Raw genomic sequence first — 17,964 nt, 5'->3', positions numbered from 1 at the left:
CGCACCGGTGTCCGGCGGCGCCCCGGTGTCAGACGCTCGGGAGGGTGCCGAGCGCGTGGACACCGGTGCGGCTGCCGCGGTAGACGGTGGTACCGGTGGCGGCCAGCGAGACGTGGGCGTACGAGGTGCCCGGCGGCCGGTGCTCCGGTTCGTCCTGCCAGCGGAGCCGGCCCGTCGCGAGGTCGAACGCGTACAGGCAGTCGTCGTTCGTCCCGACGTAGGCGGCGCCGTCGCCGGTGGTCATGGAGCTCTGCCCGCGACCGAGGCCGTTGGCCGTGACGGTCGTCCAGCGGGTCTCACCGGTCTCCGCCTCCAGGGCCGTGAGCCGGTTTCCGCTCAGCAGGCAGACCGTTCCCTCGGACACCGCGGGCGGACAGGTGAGTCCGCGCGGTTGCGAGCGGCGCCAGAGCACCCGGCCGGTCGCCGAGTCCAGCGCGAGGACGGCCGGGTTCGCCATCGCCGGGTCGCTGTCGGCGAGGTGGACGACGCCCCGGTGGACGACCGGCCCGCTGTCGCCCCGCACGGTACGGACGGCGTTCTGCTCCCACCGTCGTTCGCCGGTCTGTGCGTCGAGCGCGAGGAACCCCGCCGGCCGGCCGGGCACGAACACGCTGTCGCCGGCGACGACCGGGACCCCCGAGATGCCCGCGCGGCTGGTCCAGCGGAGCCCGCCGTCGGCCGCGTCGTGGCACCGGAGCGAGACTCCGTCGGGCGTGAGCACGCCGCCCCCGCCGACGGCGGGGGTCTGCTGCCACGCGAAGTCACGCCAGTCGGGCATCGGCAGCTCCCACCGCACCTGCCCGGTGGCCGCGGTGAGGACCTGGACGCGGGTCGGGGTGGTCACGCACACCACGGCGTCCCCGACGGCCAGCGGCCATCCGCCGTAGCTGTCGACGGCGTCGGGGGTGCCGAGCGTCCGGCTCCAGCGGACGGCGCCGGTGCGCGGGTCGAGGGCGCTCACGTTGCCGTCGTACCCGGAGACGTACAGGTTCTCCTGCGGGTCGGCGGGCAGGGCGACCCGCCCGCCCGGGGGCGCGGTGCTCCATATCCGGGGGCCGCGGACGGTGTCGTGTCGCACCCACCACGCGGTGCCACCCGCGGTCGCGAGCGCGCCGACGCCTCCGGCGGCGCTCAGCAGCAGTCGCCTGCGGCTGACCCGGGACCGGAGGGGCTGGTTCTGCGGTTGATCCGTGTTCACACCAGACACGACTTCAGGCAGTGGCCGGCGGTTCCCTCGTCGGCGCGGCGGCAGGCACGGGCGGGACCGTCGGCCCGGTTTCCTGACGCCCGCCTTCGCGAGGCCCGCTTTCGCGATGCCCGAGGCCCCGAGGCCCCGAGGCCCCGGAGCCCCGGAGCCCGGGGCCCGCCGCCACGGCCGAGGGCGGGCCCGTCAGCGTCGCCGGCCGGACCGTGCCGTCACTCGAACCGCGCGGGGTCGCCGGCCCCGCGCCGGACGATCTCCGCCTCGCCGCTGGAGAAGTCGACGACCGTCGTCGGCTCCGTCCCGCAGTCACCGGAGTCCACCACGGCGTCCAGGACGTGGTCGAGCCGCTCCTTGATCTCCCACCCCTGGGTCATCGGCTCGCTCTCGCCGGGCAGGAGCAGGGTGCTGGAGACCAGCGGCTCGCCGAGTTCGGCGAGCAGCGCCTGGGTGACGACGTGGTCGGGGATCCGGACCCCCACCGTCTTCTTCTTCGGGTGCATCAGCCGGCGCGGGACCTCCTTGGTGGCGGGGAGGATGAAGGTGTAGCTGCCCGGAGTGGCCGCCTTGACGGCGCGGAAGACCGCGTTGTCGATGTGGACGAACTGGCCCAGCTGGGCGAAGTTCTCGCACATCAGGGTGAAGTGGTGGCGGTCGTCGAGCCGCCGGATCGACCGGATGCGTTCGAGGCCCTCGTGGTCGCCCATGCGGCAGCCCAGGGCGAAACAGGAGTCGGTCGGGTACGCGATGAGGGCGCCGGCGCGGAGGCTGTCGACCACGGTGCCGATGGTGCGGGCCTGAGGGGTCTGCGGGTGAACGTCAAAGTACTTCGCCATTGGCCGACCCTATACGGCATCCACCCCGTTGCCCGGGGTCGGCCCGCAGGGGAGTCGGAGGCGCCGACGGCGGCTCCGACACCGCCTGACGTGGCGTTCCGGGGGACGACACTGCCCGCCCGTCCGTGCCTCGGTGCCGTCCCGGGCAGGTCCGGGACGGCACCGGAGCCGGTTCGGAGCGACGATGGCGTCATGGACGCCCCCGCGCCGCCGCCCGGTGGGGCGTGAGCGCCGAGCCGAGGAGTGGTCCGTGACCGAACAGGTGCTGGGGAGCTGGCAGGACGGGGTGGCGAAGCGGGCGGTCCTGGACTTCGTCCGCGCGTCGACGACACCGGGGGCGGCGTTCGTCGAGCCGGCCGACCGGATCGCCGCGTTCGACAACGACGGCACGCTCTGGGTCGAACAGCCGATGCCGCCGCAGTTCGACTTCGTGTTCCGCACCTGGCAGCAGGAGGTGGCGAGGGATCCGTCACTCGCGGCGCGGCAGCCGTACAAGGCGCTCGTGGAGCGGGACCAGGTCTTCTTCGAGGGGGTGGCCACGCAGGACCCGTCGGTGGTGACGACGCTGCTGGAGGCGTTCGCCCGCTCCTGGTCCGGCACGACGCCCGAGGAGTTCGACGCGCAGGTACGGGAGTGGACCAGGACGGTGCGGGATCCGAGGTTCGGCGTCCCGTACGTGGAGCTGGTGTACCGGCCGATGCTGGAGCTGTTCGACCTGCTGCGGGCGAACGGGTTCCGGGTGTTCGTGTGCTCCGGCGGCGGCCGCGACTTCATGCGCGTGCTCGCCGAGGAGACCTGGGGGATCCTCAAGGAGAACGTCATCGGCTCGGCCGCCGCGTACACCTACACCGGGGGCAGGATCGTGCGCGCTCCCGAGCTGCTGGGCGGCCTGGACCTGGGGCCGGGCAAACCCGAGCACATCTTCGCCCACACCGGCAGGCTGCCGGCCCTCGCGGGGGGCAACGCGGACGTCGACATCGAGATGCTCGGGAGCGCCGCGTCCGCGACCAGTTCGTCGCGGTCCAGCGCGCGCATCAGCACCAGACCGGCCTCGCGTTCCTCGGCGGTGTAGCCGAGCTCGGTGCGCCGGGCGGCGCGCCAGTAGTAGTCGGGCGCGCTGGCGACGTACCCGGCCGCCGCCGGCGCGGCGCAGGTGTCGCGGACGTAGCCGTTCACGCCGTACAGCTCGGAGCAGACGACGACCGCGCCACGGGTCTCGCCCTCCGGCGGACGGTGGACGTAGGCCTCGATGCCGCCCGGCTCGCCCAGTTCCTCCCACTGATGGGACATCAGTTCTCCCGTACGGGTCACGGAAAGGTGTGGAGGCATCCTACGGCGGCTCCCCGTACCGGCCGGGCGGCCCCGCCGACGGGACGTCCGGGACCGGCAGCCCGTCCCGCCCGGCCGCCCGTGCCGCGATGGGCGGGACACGGGCCCTACAGCACCCGCCACAATGCCCACGCGAAGACCGCCGTCACCCACGTCCACAGGCCCGAGAAGGCGATGTGGCCCACGGTGCGCAGAGCGTCGCCACGCCAGAGCCGGGGCGGGAACACGGTGAACTGGAACAGCCATCGGGTGCCCCAGAACACCGTCTGGCCGGCCAGCAGCGCGGTGCCCAGCGGCGAGCCCGCCAGGAGTTCCCGGCCCAGGAGGAGCGGCAGCAGGCCCAGCAGGACGCAGGTCAGGCCGATGAAGAAGAGGTGCGCCCAGGACACCCGACGGGTCATCAGGGTGCTCCCGGCCAGGTCGGCGGGCCAGCCGATCACCCGCGGCAGCGCCGCGTGGAAGAGGCCGACGCCCACCAGCACGGCGCCGACCAGCCGCAGTTGCACACCCAGGTCGAGGAGTCCGTTCACCCCGCGGCCCGCCGGAACGCGAAGGCGGTGACCAGTCCGGCGATCCGCCGCTCCGCCACCGGGCGCAGGCCCGCCGCGGCGGCGTGGCCGAGCCAGGCGGCCCGGGGCAGGAAGTGCCAGGCACCGGGGCCGTAGACGGCCAGGTTCGCGGCGTCGCGCAGGTGCTCGACCACGACGAACGTCCCGTCGGGCCGCAGCACCCGGGCCGCCTCGGCGAACAGCGCGGCGCGGTCCGCCGCCCGGCGCAGCTCGTGGGCCGAGAACACGGCCAGCACGGAGTCCAGCGACGTGGTCGCGGCGGGCAGCGCCCCCGGCCGGGCGGGCAGCCCACCGGGCTCCGGCGGCACCCGGCGGCGGGCCCGGCGGATCGAACCCTCCGTCATCAGCGCCGGGTCGTACAGATCGGCGGTCCGCTGGGGCGCGTCCGGGTGACGGGCCGCGACCGGCCGGCTCGCCTCGTCGAGGCCCGCCGAGACCACGAGGTGCCGGCCCGGCCCGTCCGGCAGCAGGTCGTCGAGCCAGGCGTAGCCGTGGAGTTCGGAGCGGTCGTAGACGCACCAGGTCGCGGCGGTGCCGGCGGCGAGCAGCCAGCCCGCCGTGACCGCGCCGGCCCGCACCAGCCGGGCGGCCGGCGGGGGCAGCCGCCGGGCCAGCGCCCAGCCGCCGCCGGCCGCGAGGGCGCCGGCGGCGTACAGCGGCCAGTTGAAGCCGATCACCTCGCGCACCCCGGAGGGCCGGCGGTGCCGGTGGGCGCCGCCGTCGGGGCTGTCGGTGGAGCCGTGGCCGCCGGGGCTGTCGGCCGACGGCCGGGGCCGGTCCCCGCGCTCCTCCCGGGCCGCCGGACGCGCGGCGCTCACCGCAGGCCCCCGTCCAGGGCGCGGCGACTGCCCGACTGCCACCCGTAGTCGAGACCGGCGACGTGGAAGGCGTTGGCGAGCACCGGTCGGCTGCCGGCCAGCGGGCCGTGGTCGAAGAAGGTCAGTCGCGGCACCTCGACCGCGACCGGCACCGGCTCCCAGTGGGCCCGGGTGGCCTTGACGACGATCACCGACCCGGTCTGCGGCTCGTACGCGAAGGTGTAGGGCAGGGGACCGGCGAACCGGCGGGCGGCCCGGGCGTCGGCGAACGGGCTGCCGGGCGGCAACGGCGCCGGGTCTCCCGCCAGGTCGGCCCGCACGTGCAGGTCGGCCAGGCCGTCCGCGCTGCGCACCTTGAACTCCAGCGTGGAACCGACGACCCGGCTGCCGATCCGGGCGAACCGGTAGTGGTAGCGGGTGAACAGGTTGCCGCCCGCGACCATCAGCCGGTGGTCGGTGTCGCTGCGCAGGATGCGCAGGCCGCGCATGGTCCGGCCGCCGGGGGTTGGGAAGCGGGTGAACACCCGGTACCCGGTGAGCACGTGGTCCGCACCCAGGCGGGCCGGCAGCCCGGCCGGCCGCAGGCGGCGGGCGTCCACCAGGGCGGCCGCGACGAAGCCGTGCTCGGTGCCGTCCGGATCGGTGTACGTGTCCAGGGTGAGCCCCGGCGGCACCAGCGGTGCCAGGCGCTCCGGCGGCAACGCGTAGGTGAGGACGAGGGAGTGCGCGAAGTGGGCGCGCATCGGGAGCGGGTGACATTGCAGCAGGTGGCGCACGGTCAGGCCCTTCGGGAGGCGGGTCGGGCGGGGTTCACGGCCGGACGATCCGGACGACACCCCAGAGCAGTGAGCGGTCCTCGGCGGCTGCGCCGGGGCCGGCGGGACCCGGTTCGCGGATGCTGCGCAGGACGGCGACGCCGTGGGGCCGCACGGCGTGCCGGACGGCGGCGCGGAGCCGCCGGGCGAAGGCGGGGCCGGGGCCGTCCAGCACGTTGGAGAGCGTCACCGCGGCGTAGTGGCCGGCGGGGGAGCGTTCCAGGTGCTCGACGACGTCCCCGGCGAGCAGCCGGACGGTGCCTCGGGCCGGCTCGGACGCGCTGGTCCCGGGGGTGGTGGTTCCGGGCATGACGGCCCCGGGTGCGGTCCGGTCGCTGTCGGTCGGGTGGGCGTCGGCCGGGTGGGCGTCAGTCGGGTGGGCGTCGGCCGGGTGGGCGTCAGTCGGGTGGGCGTCGGCCGGTTCACCGCGGAGCAGGTCGTCCTCGGGCAGTTCGCGGCCGAGCAGCAGGCGCCAGGCCCAGGGGTTGGCGGCGTTGGGGTGCCGGGCGAAGCCCCGCGCGAGCCGGGCCCGCAGGACGGTGTCGAAGCGGTCCGGGACGACACCCCGGAAGGCCGGTCGCAGGCCTCCGGCCAGGGCGCCGGCCGGTCGGAGCGAGGCGGTGAGGAACAGCCGCAGACCGGGGGTGTCGAGCACGTGCCGCCAGTGCCGGGCCTGTTCGGCCGGGTCGTCCAGGCGCAGGAACCGCTCCAGCTCGGCCGGGCGCCAGGCGGGCAGCAGCGTGCCGGCGGCGGCGCGGCCGGCGGTGAGGAGGCGCTCGGCCGAGCCCTGGACGGCGGGCGCGCCGGCGTGGAGCCGGCCGCGGGCGTAGGCGAGCTGGGCGGGGTTGAGGTCGACGGCGGTGACCCGGTAGCCGGCGGCGGCCAGCGCGGCCGCGGTGTCCCCGGCCGAGGCGATGCACAGCACCCGGGCCCCGGCGGCGGCCGGCGGGAAGGCGGCCAGTTCGACCGCCGGATCCTCGTACATCCGGCCGAACAGGACGCGGGGGTGCCGGGGCTGGACGCTGAGCAGCCGGCCCTCGGCCCACGGTGTGGCGGCGCGGGCGGAGGGGCGGGCAGGGGCGTGGCTGGGGGCGCGGGCGCTCATGCGGCGACCGGCGCGGGGTGCGCGGGGCGGGCCGCGGGGGTCGGGCGGGCGGCGGCGACGGTCCAGATCAGGGCGAGGAAGACCAGGTCCTGGACGACCAGCCGGCCCGGTTCGGGGATGTGCTCGGCCCCGACCAGCAGCCCGCCGGTGTTGAAGCCGGCCACCAGCGCGGTCTGCGCCAGCGCGGCGAGCCGGGGCCGTCGCCCGCTCAGCACCCAGACGCCGAGGGCCAGTTCGGCCAGGCCGATGGCGACGAGCAGCACGGCCGCGGCGCCCCCGGGCAGTAACGGCAGCCCCTCGACGATGGCCCGTTGGTCGGCGCGGCCGGGGAAGATCTTGCACCAGAGGCCCTCGTACCCCCACATCAGCGCGATCGCGAGGGCGGCGCAGCGGGTCTGCCAGGTTGTCGGCACGGCGGACGGTCCTTTCTGCCGCCGCCCGGGCGGGCGCGCACCGGGGCGCGGCGGGGTACGGCGGGACCGTCCGGCACCCGTGCTCGGGGCCGGCCGATCCTGCTCGCGATCATCATGGCGCACATCTTTGAACATGTTCAACTTCCTTGGGTGGATGTCTCGGATCAGGTCACCCGCACGGGGGTGCGACAGGTTGCCCGCCGTGACCGTCCCCGGATCCGACCCCTGGCCGCCGGGCCGCCGGCACGCTCCCCGGCGAGCCGGTGGTGCTCTGCGCCCAGGTCGCCAACGACCGCTCGATGCGGCTGGCGTCGAAGCCGGGGTTCACCGAGGTCGAGCGGTGCGAGGAGTACGGCGCCGAGCGGTGGTTCGGCGTGCGGTCCCCGGGAGCACACGCCGGCTGACCTCGGCGCGGTCCCCACCGGGCCCGGGGCCGGCGCGTCTGCCCGTGGCGAATCTGCGGCGGGCAGAGAAACCGCCTCCGGGGGCCGTCCCGGGGCAAGAGTGGAGCCGAGGCAACCCCGCCCCGACGAGGAGTCCGGATGAATCCACTCACCACGCCCCCGCCCCGCGCGGCGGAGGGCGACACGCCGCCCAGCCGCTTCGACGACCACCTCGCGGCCCAGCTGCTCGCCCAGCGGATCGTGCTGCTCGGCACCCAGGTCGACGACGTGTCGGCCAACCGGGTGTGCGCGCAGCTGCTGCTGCTGTCGGCCGAGGACCCGCGCACCGACATCGGCCTGTACATCAACAGCCCCGGCGGCTCGGTCACCGCCGGTCTCGCCATCTACGACACCATGCGGCTCATCCCGAACGACGTCTCGACCCTGGCGATGGGCTTCGCCGCCAGCATGGGCCAGTTCCTGCTCACCGTGGGGGCGTCCGGCAAGCGCTTCGCGCTGCCGAACGCGCGGATCATGATGCACCAGCCCTCGGCGGGCATCGGCGGCACCGCCGCGGACATCGAGATCCAGGCGGCGAACCTCCAGTTCACCAAGGAGGCCATCGAGCGGATCACCGCCGAGCACACCGGGCAGAGCGAGGAGACGATCGCGCGGGACGGCGACCGGGACCGCTGGTTCACGGCCGAGCAGGCCAGGGAGTACGGGATCGTGGACCGGGTGGTGGAGTCGGTCGCCGACATCCGCCCGGCCTCGTCGCGCCGACGGATGGGGTTGTGAGATGGGGTCCTACACCGTTCCCTACGTCATCGAGCGGACCGCGCAGGGCGAGCGGTCCTACGACGTCTTCAGCCGGCTGCTGAACGAGCGGATCATCTTCCTCGGCACCGAGATCGACGACGGGGTCGCCAACGTGGTCATCGCGCAACTCCTGCACCTGGAGTCGGAGAGCCCGGAGCGGGAGATCTCGATCTACCTCAACTCGCCCGGCGGGTCGTTCACTTCGCTCATGGCGATCTACGACACGATGACGTTCGTGCAGGCCCCGATCGCCACCTTCTGCGTCGGCCAGGCGGCCTCCACGGCGGCGGTGCTGCTGGCCGGCGGGGACCAGGGGCGACGGTTCGTGCTCCAGCACGCGCGGGTGCTGCTCGGCCAGCCGGCCAGCGGCGGCCGGCAGGGCACGGTCTCGGACCTCAGCCTGGCGGCGAAGGAGATGGTCCGCATCCGGTCGCAGGTGGAGGAGGTCCTGTCCCGGCACACGGGGCACGACACGGCGGCGCTGCGCGCGGACATGGACCGCGACAAGGTGCTCACCGCGCAGGAGGCCGTCGCCTACGGGATCGCCGACGAGGTGCTGAGCCGGCGGTCGCTGCTCGCCTGACCCCCGCGCGGCGGGGGCCGGCTCCCGTTCGGCCGGTCCGGTTGGGTGGCGGGGCGCACCGCCACCCAACCCGGAGCGGCCGGGACCAGGGCCCGGACCGGCCCGCCGGCTCGGGCGGCGAGGCGGACCGACCCGCCGGCTCAGGCGGCGAGGCAGAGCCCGTCGTACCGTGCCGTGGGCGTCGCACGACCGGGGCCCACCCGCCGCGGGGTGTACCTGGCCAGCTCGTCCTGGGCGAGCGAGAGCAGATCGCCGAGGCCGAACCCGAGGGCCCGGGCAGCGGCCGCGAGCACCTCGGAGGAGGCCTCCTTGCGTCCGCGCTCCAGCTCCGACAGGTACGGCACCGAGATCCGGGCCGTCTGTGCGACGTCCTTCAGCGTGCGCTCCTGGGCGAGCCGCTCGCGTCGCAGGACATCGCCGACGACGTCGCGCCACAGGGGCTCCCTCGGCGCGGCCGGCTGGGGCGCTCCCGCCGGTCGCTGCGGCGGGCGGGTCGTGCCACCGGGCGCGGGCGGCGAGGCCTGCGGGCGCAAGGGGATGACGCGGGCTTCGTTCGGGGCATGGGTGCTCACCCCTTCAGCCTAGGCATCCGGGGGGCTGTGGGAAGGGAGCGTCGTTCTGCCCTCAGTGAAGCCGCCACCGGGCGACCGGCGCGGACCGCCCGGCCGGCCGCGTCACCCGGCCCCGCCGCCACCTTCCCCGGGGCGGGGCGCCGGGAGCCCGGGGGGACGACCGCCGAAGGCTGGGGCGGACGAAAAAGTGTTCGCCTGCCGGGGGGATGCTTGCTATACGATCACTCGGCCGACCGTCGCCGTGAAGGTGCGGCGGTCTCATGCGCACTCAAACCCCGGGGGACCGTTGAAGATCCGTCGTTCGCTCGCTGCTGCCGCTCTCCTGGCCACGGCCGCCGCACCCGTCGCTCTGGGGGCCGCCCCGGCGTTCGCCGACACCGCCCCGGCGGGGCAGGAGCAGACCGATCCGGGTGAGACCCGGGTGGACGACGAGAACCGGGCGGCGATCGAGAAGCTGCTCGTGTACCCGAACGACTACCTGGTCACGGCCCCGAGCAACTACCTGCGCGAGCACGCGGCGATCGCCCTCGCCGGGACCCCCGCGGACCGGGCGCGGTTCCTCGCGGTGGAGGTGGAGAAGATCCGCCTGGACGACGGGCGGATCGCGGTCCTGCGGCTCATGGACGGCAGTGGTCCGGTCTTCCAGAAGGCCGTGACCGCCGTGTTGGACGCGGGCACCCTCGACGCCGTCCGGGAGTTCCTGAAGGTCGGTCAGTTCACGGCCCGGGCCGAGGACGAGAACCGGGCCGAGGCGCAGCGGATCCTGGACGACCCGATCAGCGGGCGGGGTGTGCGGGAGGGTGCGGAGAAGGCGCTGGCGGGGTCGGCCGCGGATGTCGAGCGGTTCCTGAAGACGGAGCTGGCGCGGTTCCGGGAGGACGACGACCGGGTCCTGCTGAGCCAGATCATGTCGCGCGGTGGCCCGGCGGTGCGCAAGGCCGCCGGCGCCGCGATGTCCGGGACGATCGCCGATGTCCGGGAGTTCCTGAAGGTCGGTCAGTTCACGGCCCGGGCCGAGGACGAGGCCGCCGCGAAGGCCGCGGCCGAGGCCGCGCGGGGCACGTCGGGCGCCGCACAGGGGGGCACCACCGTGGTCCCCGCCCAGGTGGCCGCCCAGGTCGCCGCGGGCTCGACCACCACCGTGGTGCCCGCCTCGGTGACGGCCGGCACGCCCACGACCGTCACCTCCACCACGGCCGGCCGGGCCGCCGCCGGTGGCACCTTGGCCGCCACCGGTGAGAGCGCCCCGCTCGGAGAGCTCGGCGGCGCCGCCGCCGCGGCCGTCGTGCTGGGCGCCGGCGCGGTCGTCGCCTCGCGCCGCCGCTCGCAGGCCTGATCACCCTCCGCCGGCCGGTGCGGAGCGCGCACCGGCCGGCGCACCGGTTCCGGCGCGGTACCGCGTCGCGGCCGCGCGCGTGCGGGCGGCCCGTCCGTGGCACCCCACCGAGCCCCGGGATCCCGCGCGTTGACCCACGTCCTAGAGTGGGTTCCCGTACAGGGGGAGAGTCATGGGGGAACGGGTCAGGGGGGAACGGGAACTGCCCGCGTGGTGCGGGGGCTTCGCCGCGGGGCGGGCCGGCGGGCGGGGAGCGGGCGGAGGCCGGGCGTGGTCCGGTGGGCCTGGGGTGCCCGGTCGGTGGACCCCAGGCCCGGGACCGTTCACGGCTGGTGCACACTGTGTGCCGACCGTCTGTGATCTTGACCCGGGGAATCCGTGTGAACTCGACCCATCCTTACTCCGCCGCGCCCGGCGCGGTGCCGCTGCCCCCGCGCACCAAGGGGCAGATAACCCTGCGGGTGCTCGCCCTCTGGCTGGTCCCGCCGCTCGGGGCACTGTGGGCGTGGCGGTCCAAGCGGCTCACGAAGGGCGCGAAGATCGCCGTCACGGGTCTGGCGACCATCTGGTTGCTGGTGCTGATCGGATCCACCAACGATCCCAAGGCCGAGCAGGACGGCCACCTCCCGGCCCCGGTGATCTCCACCACCGCCCCCGCCGAGTCCGCGACGCCGACCCCCGCGCCCACGCCGACCCCCGCGCCCGCCGAGACGACCCCGCCGGCCCCGGCCCCGGTCGCGCCGGAGCCCAGCGCCGTCAGCGAGCCGCCCGCCGCGCCCAGCCCGACGCCGCCCGTCGCGCCCCCGGCACCCGCGCCCGCCGCGCCCACCACCCCCGCAGCCGTCCCCGCGCCGCCGAAGCCGCCGGTCCTGGAGACCAAGCCGCCGGTCACCACACCGAAGCCCCCCGCCGGCGAGCCCGATCCGACGACCCAGGCCCCGGCGGCGGCCTACTACAAGAACTGCGCCGCCGCGAAGGCGGCCGGTGCCGCGCCGCTGCACCGCGGTGACCCGGGCTACCGCGCCGGGCTCGACGCCGACAACGACGGCGTCGCCTGCGAGCGCTGAGCCGCGAGGGCGCGCCGAGCGTGGACGCGCCACCTGCGGACCGGGGCCCGGCACGTGACCGGGCCCCCGTACGTCCCGCCGTCCCGGACCAGCGGCGGGACGCACGGCCGGTGCGGCTCGGCCGACCGGACGAGGATCCCGCTGCGGCGGGAGCCGGACCTGCCCGGAGATCAGGCCGAGGGCTCGTCGGTCGGTGCGGGCACGGCACGCGGACGGAGGACCATCAGCGAGTCCTCCAGGGTCGCCACCATGGCGAAGGGGAACCGGTCGAGCTCCAGACAGAGGGCGACGTCATCGGGATGGGCACCTTGGCGCACCCCCTCCGCCAGTTCACCGGCGGCCCGCGAACGCTCGGCGCGGCGGAGGAACTCGGCGGCATCCGTCGCGGATCCGGTAGCCCTGCGGGCGATGTACCGGGCGCACGCCAGGTCCTCGTCGGCCCGGCCGTCCTCGCCGGTCACCACGAACGTGACGCGGTCGCGGTCGCGCAGGAGTCGGGCCGTCGCCTCCGCGACCACGAAGCTCGCGCACAGCACCAGCGACGCGTTCTTCACCGCGAGGGCGCCGACCGTCCCCGCCGTGGTCTTCTGCACCACGGTCCGGCCGGCGAGGTCGACGGACCGCAGCAGGGCCGGCGAGTTGACGCCGTCGAACCCGGGAGCGGGCGGCCCGTCCTTGAGCGCCGCCCAGTCGGGGTGGCGGGCCTTCAGGGCCAGGGCCTCGTCCAGTGACTCGGCGAGAACGATCCGCTCCGCGCCCTGGGCGAACGCCCAGGCGGCCACCGTGAAGGCCCGCATGACGTCCACCACGACCGCCACGGAGGGAGTTTCGACCAGTTCGGCGATGCCGAGGTAACGAGCGTCCATGGCGGCCATGATCGCGCACGCCCCGTCCGACGGGGGCGGGAGGTGATCCATCTCACCCGAGGCCCTGGCCGAGCCTCGGTCGAGACAGAACTCGTTCCCCTCGATGTCCTGCATCGCGACGCAGGACTCGTACTCCCCATCGGCGGGCAGCAGTTGGACGCGGACCGCGCCGAGCGCGACCAGTCGTGCGCATTCCGACTCCAGCGCGGCCAGCCGCTCCGCACCCACGAGTCCGAGGCCGGCCCGCACATCGAGGTGCACCCGGTTCTTGACGACCTTGCCCTCGGGGGCGCGCTGGAAGTACGACCGCGGGCCCTCATCGGTGGGATCCACGCAGGCGAACGCCGCACCCCGCTTCTCGGGAGGCAGTGACTGCCGGCGGTCGTCCCACGTCGCGTGCCCCTTCGGCGCGGGCGGTACGACGTACCCCAGCACCTCGCACCAGAAGCGCGCGACGCGTTCGGGGTCCGCGCAGTCGAAGGTGACCAGGATCTTCCCGGGCGCGCCATCGGGCCCTCGTGGGTGAGCGGTCCTTCGATGTCCCGGCGGGGCCGACTCCCTTTGGTGGGAATACTTCTGACGATCAATCAGATGGAAGCGGCGGTCCGGTGGGTGCTCACGGCGGATCCGCGGCCCAGGGCTGACGGAGGCCGGGCCGGTCGTGGCCCCGGGGTGCCGCTACCGCAGGACGAGCAGGGCCGCCAGGGCGGGCCCGAGCGCGCTGCCGAGTTGGTAGCGGAGGACGAACAGCCCGATGGCGGTGGGGCGGTGGTGCGGCGGCACGCTCCCGGCGGCGCGCAAGGACAGGACGGCGTTGCTGCCGGCGGAGACGAACACGGCCGCGGTGGCGGTGAGCAGGAGGAGGAGGGGCCAGGTCGCGACGGCCGCGGTGAGCGGGGCGAGGGCGGCCAGGGTCACCTGGAGCCCGGTCCCCGTGGCGTCGAAGGGCGTGGTGGCGGGCCGGGCTGATCGGGTGGGCGGCCAGACGGGGCGACCGGGCCTCGTGCGCGGCCGGGCCGCCCTACCCCTCCTGCGCGGCCGGGCCGTCCTACCCCTCCTGGGCCGCCGCCCCCGCCGTCAGGGGCGCGGGATGCGCACGCCAGCGGCGCGCAGCCTGGCCTCCAGGAGATCCGCCAGCCGGGCCCCGGCCGGTGACTGATTGCCGAAGCGGCTGATGAGCCGGTAGCGGGCGGCGGTCTCGGTGCGGGCCTGGAGGCCGGTCACGGTCTTCAGGCGTGCCGGGTTGGCGAGGTAGTGGTCGGCCATGGCGGTGGCGAGTTCGGCGATGCGCGGGTCGTCCGGGTCCCAGTCGGCGGCTTCGATGCCGCGCTTGAGCAGGGCGAGGAACCGGGTGTCCAGCGCGGCCTGTTCGACCTGGTCGAGATAGTCGTCGAAGCCTTCCGGGACCAGGGCCCTGGCCAGCACCCAGCCCTCCCTGGTCGTCGCCACCTCGTCCGCGGTGAAGCCCAGGCCGGCCATCCGGGCCAGCAACGCCACCGCACGGTCGGGCAGCAGGGCCCGGTCGCCGTCGGCGAGCCGGTGCAGGGTGTCCCGCCGTGCGGTCAGCTCCGCTATGCGGTCGTTGAGTTGCCGCTCGACCTCGGTGAGCGCGGCGGCGAACTCGGCGGCGTCCGCGTCCAGGAGGGCCTTGATCCCGGCCAGCGGCACTCCGGCGCCGGCCAGCGTCCTGACCTGCACCAGCCGCAACAACTCGGCTGACCCGTACCGCCGGTAGCCGGAGGTGTCGCGTTCCGGCTCCTCGACCAGGCCGAGCTTGTGGTAGTGCCGCACCGTCTTCACGGTGATGTCGACGAAGGCCGCCGCCTGCCCGATCGTTACTCCGTTCATCCGCACATCCTCCCGCGCGCGGGGGCTTCGTGCGCCCGGCCCGCCACCGGCCGCAGGCGCGACCGGCGGACGGCGGGCGGACGGCTCCCGGGCGCTCAGCCCGTCGGTCGGGCCTGTTCGGTGCGCCCACCGCCGAACACCGCGTCGACGAGCCGCTGCTGCGCCTGCTGGAACGCCCCGGCCAGGGACATCGCGGCGTCGTCCACGTAGTTCAGCGCGGCGGTCAGGGTCCGGCCGCCGCCGGGCGTGCTGTACATCAGCGCCGCGTGCCCGCCCTGGCCGCCGTTGTGGAACAGGACGGTGCCGCCGTCGGGCCCCACCTCCTGCACGCGCAGCCCCAGGCCGAAGCCGCTCTCGGGGTGCGGCACGCACATCTGCGCCAGCAGCGGGGCGGGCAGCAGCTCACCGCGCGCCAGTGCGGAGACGAACGTGTGGAGGTCAAGGGTGGTGGAGATCATGTCCCCGCCGGCGGAGATCCACGAGGGGTCCTGGCGGGTGACGTCGACCGTCGTCTGCCGGCCGCCGTCCTCGTAGCGGTAGTAGGCGTGGGCGTACGGTGCGGGGAGCTCCGGCGAGGTGCCCGGCAGGACGGTGCCCGACAGGCCGAGCGGCCCCAGGATCCGCTCCCGCGTCTGCTCCGCGCACGAGCGCCCGGTGACCTTCTCGGTGAGCAGCCTGGCCAGCACGTAGTTGGTGTTGGAGTAGCTCCAGCCCGCCCCCGGCTCGAAGCGCGCCGGCTTGGACAGGGCGAGCCGCACCAGTTCCTCCGGCGGATAGCTCCTGAACCGGTTGTCCACCCACTCCTTGCCCGCGATGGTGGAGGTGATCCCGGGCACGATCGTCCCGTCGTCGTAGACCTCGCCGGTGAAGTTGAAGACCCCGCTGGTGTGCTGCAACAGCATCCGTACCGTGATCCGCCGGTCCAGCCCGTACCCGGGCAGGTAATCGGCCGCCGGGGTGTCCAGCCCGACGCGTCCGTCGGCCACCAGTTGCAGGACCAGGGTCGCGGTGAAGGTCTTGGTGTTGCTGCCGATCCGGACGTGCCCGTCCACCGGCGGTTCGCCGGCCGCGCCCAGCTCGCGCAGCCCCGCACTGCCGACCCACTGGCCCCGCTCGTCGTGGACGCGCAGCGACACGCCGGTGACGCCGGAGTCGACGATCTCCTGGAGCGCCGCCCGCAGCTCCGGGCGGTCCTCGTGCTGGGTGATGGGTGACATGGTGGTTCGCTCCTCGGGGTCGGTGCTGCCCGGCCTTGTGCCGTGGTGACGAGCCTCCACCCTGACCCGAGGTCAACCTCAAGGGTGATCCGGCTCACAGCCCTCCTCGGGGAGACCGTGTTGACCGGGCCACTTGTCAACGTCGCACCGTCCGGGATCCACCGAACCGGTGGTTTCGCTGCCCGGGGTCGAACGTGCTGTGAAGGGATCCGGCCGCGCGGTTTCCGGCGAGGCAGGCGCCGGTAGGGAGGCTGGTGATCACGCCCACGGCACACGGTGAGGGACCTGATGATGAGTGTTTCGGAGCGCTACGCACGCGCCTGGGAGGGGTTCTGGGCCGAGAGCACGGGCGAGCAGGGCGAGCCGTTCTGGGACGCGGACCCGACGCTGACGGCGGCCCCGCACCTCGCCCTGTTCACGGCCCACGTCGACCGCACGCTGCCGATCGTCGACCTCGGCTGCGGCAACGGCACCCAGACCCGCTACCTGGCCGGGGTCTTCCCGCGCGCGGTCGGCGTCGACCTGTCCGCCTCGGCCGTGGCACACGCCCGTCGGGCCGACCGGGACGGGGCGGCCGAGTTCGAACAGCTCAGCCTCACCGACCTGGTGGGGGTGCGACGGCTCGGCGACCGGCTCGGCGAGGCCAACGTCTACCTGCGGGCGGTGCTCCACCAGAGCGACCCGGTGGACCGGGCACCGGTCGCGGCCGCCGTCGCCCTGTTGCTCGGCCGGCGCGGCCGCGGCTTCGTGGTCGAGCCGACCGCCGCCGCCAAGGCGGTGCTCCAGCAGGTCGCCGACCGGCCCGGCGGCCCGCCGGAGGGGCTCCGCCAGGTCCGCAAGCACGAACTGCGCCCGGCCGAGGTCGCGCCGGGCGAGCTGCCCGAACTGCTGCGCACCGCCGGGCTGGAGATCCTCGACCAGGGCGGGACGGACCTCGCGATGAGCGAGTCCCACCCGGACGGCACCCGGGTCACGCTGCCCGCCGACTGGTTCGTGGTCGCCGCGACAGCGGCAGCGGGCGGCCGGCCGGGCGGCTGAGCGCCCGCCGGTCATGCCGAGCACCGGTTCCCGGGGATTCGTCCGGACGCCCGCCCCGCCGGCGGATCCGCCCTACGATGGTCGGGCATGGAGGACAAGGGCCCCGAGGGCACCGGAGACACCAGCAACCACGCATCGGACATCGAGGTGCACGGCACGTTCATCCAGGCCGGGCAGGTCACCGTCCAGGTCCCCGGCGCCCCCGGCCGGGATCCCGTCCCGGAGGTGCCGGTCACGGTCACGTGGCGCTGGCTCACGCACGACGGGGTGCTCGTCGGGGAGGGCGACGAGCAGGACAGCCTGCTGGCGAACTCCCCCGTCCTGGAGATCCTCGTCGAGGGCCGCAGCGCGCAGGCGGCGATCCTGAGAGACCTGCGACCTGTCGTCCTCTCCCGTCGTCCACCCCGCCAGGTGCGCGTTTCGTCCGTTGCCGATGGGATCCTCCAAGTGCGCCCCTTCGAAGGCGATCTCGATCGGGACGATCCCGAACTGAGGCCTCTTGAAGCGGACTTCCCGTTCAAGGTGTCCCTCGACGACCCGGAGCAGCTCCGCGTGAGATGGACCTCCACGCGGGACGAGGTCCGCTGGCGGGTGGACCTCCACTGGGTGTGCGCCGGGCGGGCGGGGACGGTGCGGATTCCCGAGGAAGGGAGCTTCGGTCTGTACCCGTCGCGCCGCCTTCCGCCGGTCGGGGCGGTGGCCGGGCCCGAGGTGGACACGGCCCTCGGGGATCCGACGGCCGGCAGGATCCTGGCGGAGGAACTGGGGAGGCTGCTGGCCGCGTCCGGGCAGTCCGTGGCGGAGACCGTCGCTCTCGGCCGCCGGTCGAGCCCGCCGGCGGACTTCACCGGGCGGACCCTGCGCTCCTGGTCCGAGGGCAGGTCCGTGCCGTTCGACCAGGACCTGTTCCGTCGCCTGGTCGAGCTCCTGGAGGCGTGCGCCGCCCGACGGGACCCGAGGTACCGGGGCAGGAGCACGGGCGGGTGGGAGGAGATGCGCCGGGCGGCGGTCGCCGAGGAAGGGCGGCCGGGCCGGTCGGTGGTCCGCCGACTGTCGGCTCCCTTCACCAGGCGCGGGGCGCCGCGCCGTTGAGCCGGTCCGGCCGCGCCCGGGCAGGTCGGTGTCCGTGCGCCGCCCGGGGCACCGACC

Annotated in this window: 19 protein-coding genes and 3 pseudogenes; 8 read left to right on the top strand and 14 right to left on the bottom strand. The window is 75.1% G+C overall.

Going from position 1 to position 17,964, the window contains the following annotated elements:
- Nucleotides 1–28: 28 nt before the first annotated feature.
- Both ACFXHB_RS04235 and ACFXHB_RS04230 read right to left on the bottom strand, forming a co-directional pair.
- The gene (locus ACFXHB_RS04235; protein WP_380571936.1) at nt 29–1,198 is read right to left on the bottom strand and encodes a PQQ-binding-like beta-propeller repeat protein; all 1,170 of its coding nucleotides are present in this window, start codon (nt 1,196–1,198) and stop codon (nt 29–31) included.
- Nucleotides 1,199–1,416: 218 nt separating this feature from the next.
- Nucleotides 1,417–2,037 carry an L-threonylcarbamoyladenylate synthase gene (locus tag ACFXHB_RS04230; RefSeq protein ID WP_380571934.1) on the bottom strand — a complete coding sequence of 207 codons (621 nt, stop codon included), beginning with the start codon at nt 2,035–2,037 and terminating at the stop codon, nt 1,417–1,419.
- Between the two features lie 250 nt (nt 2,038–2,287).
- On the opposite strand from ACFXHB_RS04230, the gene ACFXHB_RS04225 reads away from it, so the two are divergent.
- A complete protein-coding gene (locus ACFXHB_RS04225) occupies nt 2,288–3,109 on the top strand; it encodes a haloacid dehalogenase-like hydrolase (RefSeq protein ID WP_380571932.1) in 822 nt (273 codons plus the stop codon).
- Nucleotides 3,110–3,120: 11 nt separating this feature from the next.
- On the opposite strand, the pseudogene ACFXHB_RS04220 reads toward ACFXHB_RS04225, so the two are convergent.
- The 6 genes and pseudogenes from ACFXHB_RS04220 to ACFXHB_RS04195 all read right to left on the bottom strand — a co-directional run.
- Nucleotides 3,121–3,327: pseudogene (locus ACFXHB_RS04220) on the bottom strand (dienelactone hydrolase family protein); the annotation flags it as partial.
- A gap of 146 nt (nt 3,328–3,473) precedes the next feature.
- On the bottom strand, nt 3,474–3,896 hold the full coding sequence (locus ACFXHB_RS04215; RefSeq protein ID WP_380571930.1) for a hypothetical protein: 423 nt from the start codon (nt 3,894–3,896) through the stop codon (nt 3,474–3,476).
- A complete protein-coding gene (locus ACFXHB_RS04210; protein WP_380571928.1) occupies nt 3,893–4,753 on the bottom strand; it encodes a class I SAM-dependent methyltransferase in 861 nt (286 codons plus the stop codon). The genes ACFXHB_RS04215 and ACFXHB_RS04210 overlap by 4 nt, the downstream gene beginning before the upstream one ends.
- The gene (locus ACFXHB_RS04205) at nt 4,750–5,496 is read right to left on the bottom strand and encodes a DUF2071 domain-containing protein (RefSeq protein WP_380571926.1); all 747 of its coding nucleotides are present in this window, start codon (nt 5,494–5,496) and stop codon (nt 4,750–4,752) included. The genes ACFXHB_RS04210 and ACFXHB_RS04205 overlap by 4 nt, the downstream gene beginning before the upstream one ends.
- Nucleotides 5,497–5,563: 67 nt before the next feature.
- Nucleotides 5,564–6,673, bottom strand: a complete 1,110-nt coding sequence (locus tag ACFXHB_RS04200) for a DUF3419 family protein (protein ID WP_380571924.1) — start codon at nt 6,671–6,673, stop codon at nt 5,564–5,566.
- A complete protein-coding gene (locus ACFXHB_RS04195) occupies nt 6,670–7,086 on the bottom strand; it encodes a DoxX-like family protein (RefSeq protein WP_380571923.1) in 417 nt (138 codons plus the stop codon). The genes ACFXHB_RS04200 and ACFXHB_RS04195 overlap by 4 nt, the downstream gene beginning before the upstream one ends.
- A 239-nt stretch (nt 7,087–7,325) precedes the next feature.
- On the opposite strand from ACFXHB_RS04195, the pseudogene ACFXHB_RS04190 reads away from it, so the two are divergent.
- The 3 genes and pseudogenes from ACFXHB_RS04190 to ACFXHB_RS04180 form a co-directional block, all read left to right on the top strand.
- Nucleotides 7,326–7,490, top strand: a pseudogene (locus tag ACFXHB_RS04190) (GNAT family N-acetyltransferase); the annotation flags it as partial.
- A 138-nt stretch (nt 7,491–7,628) separates the two neighbouring features.
- The gene (locus ACFXHB_RS04185; RefSeq protein ID WP_380571922.1) at nt 7,629–8,267 is read left to right on the top strand and encodes an ATP-dependent Clp protease proteolytic subunit; all 639 of its coding nucleotides are present in this window, start codon (nt 7,629–7,631) and stop codon (nt 8,265–8,267) included.
- 1 nt (nt 8,268) lies between these two features.
- The gene (locus ACFXHB_RS04180; protein ID WP_380571921.1) at nt 8,269–8,871 is read left to right on the top strand and encodes a ClpP family protease; all 603 of its coding nucleotides are present in this window, start codon (nt 8,269–8,271) and stop codon (nt 8,869–8,871) included.
- 140 nt (nt 8,872–9,011) lie between these two features.
- On the opposite strand, the gene ACFXHB_RS04175 is transcribed toward ACFXHB_RS04180, so the two are convergent.
- Nucleotides 9,012–9,443 (bottom strand): helix-turn-helix domain-containing protein, encoded by a 432-nt coding sequence (locus ACFXHB_RS04175; RefSeq protein WP_380571920.1) that lies wholly within the window; start codon nt 9,441–9,443, stop codon nt 9,012–9,014.
- A gap of 286 nt (nt 9,444–9,729) precedes the next feature.
- Here ACFXHB_RS04175 and ACFXHB_RS04170 point away from each other — a divergent pair, with 286 nt between their 5' ends.
- Complete coding sequence (locus ACFXHB_RS04170; protein ID WP_380571919.1) at nt 9,730–10,779, top strand: ALF repeat-containing protein; 1,050 nt, start codon at nt 9,730–9,732, stop codon at nt 10,777–10,779.
- A gap of 380 nt (nt 10,780–11,159) precedes the next feature.
- The gene (locus ACFXHB_RS04165; protein WP_380571918.1) at nt 11,160–11,846 is read left to right on the top strand and encodes an excalibur calcium-binding domain-containing protein; all 687 of its coding nucleotides are present in this window, start codon (nt 11,160–11,162) and stop codon (nt 11,844–11,846) included.
- Between the two features lie 170 nt (nt 11,847–12,016).
- Here the strand turns inward: ACFXHB_RS04165 and ACFXHB_RS04160 are convergent, their stop codons facing one another.
- The 5 genes and pseudogenes from ACFXHB_RS04160 to ACFXHB_RS04140 form a co-directional block, all read right to left on the bottom strand.
- On the bottom strand, nt 12,017–12,712 hold the full coding sequence (locus ACFXHB_RS04160) for a 2-phosphosulfolactate phosphatase (protein ID WP_380572041.1): 696 nt from the start codon (nt 12,710–12,712) through the stop codon (nt 12,017–12,019).
- A gap of 78 nt (nt 12,713–12,790) precedes the next feature.
- Nucleotides 12,791–13,204 (bottom strand): annotated as a pseudogene (locus ACFXHB_RS04155) (VOC family protein); the annotation flags it as partial.
- Nucleotides 13,205–13,390: 186 nt separating this feature from the next.
- The gene (locus ACFXHB_RS04150) at nt 13,391–13,630 is read right to left on the bottom strand and encodes a hypothetical protein (RefSeq protein ID WP_380571917.1); all 240 of its coding nucleotides are present in this window, start codon (nt 13,628–13,630) and stop codon (nt 13,391–13,393) included.
- Nucleotides 13,631–13,789: 159 nt separating this feature from the next.
- On the bottom strand, nt 13,790–14,560 hold the full coding sequence (locus ACFXHB_RS04145) for a MerR family transcriptional regulator (RefSeq protein WP_380571916.1): 771 nt from the start codon (nt 14,558–14,560) through the stop codon (nt 13,790–13,792).
- Between the two features lie 95 nt (nt 14,561–14,655).
- Nucleotides 14,656–15,777 (bottom strand): serine hydrolase domain-containing protein, encoded by a 1,122-nt coding sequence (locus tag ACFXHB_RS04140; RefSeq protein ID WP_380571915.1) that lies wholly within the window; start codon nt 15,775–15,777, stop codon nt 14,656–14,658.
- Between the two features lie 291 nt (nt 15,778–16,068).
- Here ACFXHB_RS04140 and ACFXHB_RS04135 point away from each other — a divergent pair, with 291 nt between their 5' ends.
- Together ACFXHB_RS04135 and ACFXHB_RS04130 are read left to right on the top strand one after the other, a co-directional pair.
- Entirely contained in the window at nt 16,069–16,815 is a 747-nt protein-coding gene (locus tag ACFXHB_RS04135) for a class I SAM-dependent methyltransferase (protein ID WP_380571914.1), read from the top strand.
- 87 nt (nt 16,816–16,902) lie between these two features.
- Complete coding sequence (locus ACFXHB_RS04130) at nt 16,903–17,907, top strand: hypothetical protein (protein ID WP_380571913.1); 1,005 nt, start codon at nt 16,903–16,905, stop codon at nt 17,905–17,907.
- Nucleotides 17,908–17,964: the final 57 nt, after the last annotated feature.

The organism is Kitasatospora sp. NPDC059327 (genome assembly GCF_042752535.1).
Lineage (GTDB): Bacteria > Actinomycetota > Actinomycetes > Streptomycetales > Streptomycetaceae > Kitasatospora.
The sequence above is the reverse complement of the archived record's forward strand: the minus strand, read 5'-3'. Positions and strand labels throughout refer to the sequence as shown.

Excerpts from the sequence above, each read along its gene's own strand:
- ACFXHB_RS04145 (WP_380571916.1), bottom strand. The coding sequence starts at position 14,560 with ATGAACGGAGTAACGATCGGGCAGGCGGCGGCCTTCGTCGACATCACC.
- ACFXHB_RS04135 (WP_380571914.1), top strand. The coding sequence starts at position 16,069 with ATGAGTGTTTCGGAGCGCTACGCACGCGCCTGGGAGGGGTTCTGGGCC.
- ACFXHB_RS04230 (WP_380571934.1), bottom strand. The coding sequence starts at position 2,037 with ATGGCGAAGTACTTTGACGTTCACCCGCAGACCCCTCAGGCCCGCACC.
- ACFXHB_RS04205 (WP_380571926.1), bottom strand. The coding sequence starts at position 5,496 with ATGCGCGCCCACTTCGCGCACTCCCTCGTCCTCACCTACGCGTTGCCG.
- ACFXHB_RS04180 (WP_380571921.1), top strand. The coding sequence starts at position 8,269 with ATGGGGTCCTACACCGTTCCCTACGTCATCGAGCGGACCGCGCAGGGC.
- ACFXHB_RS04160 (WP_380572041.1), bottom strand. The coding sequence starts at position 12,712 with ATGGACGCTCGTTACCTCGGCATCGCCGAACTGGTCGAAACTCCCTCC.
- ACFXHB_RS04200 (WP_380571924.1), bottom strand. The coding sequence starts at position 6,673 with ATGAGCGCCCGCGCCCCCAGCCACGCCCCTGCCCGCCCCTCCGCCCGC.
- ACFXHB_RS04140 (WP_380571915.1), bottom strand. The coding sequence starts at position 15,777 with ATGTCACCCATCACCCAGCACGAGGACCGCCCGGAGCTGCGGGCGGCG.
- ACFXHB_RS04185 (WP_380571922.1), top strand. The coding sequence starts at position 7,629 with ATGAATCCACTCACCACGCCCCCGCCCCGCGCGGCGGAGGGCGACACG.
- ACFXHB_RS04130 (WP_380571913.1), top strand. The coding sequence starts at position 16,903 with ATGGAGGACAAGGGCCCCGAGGGCACCGGAGACACCAGCAACCACGCA.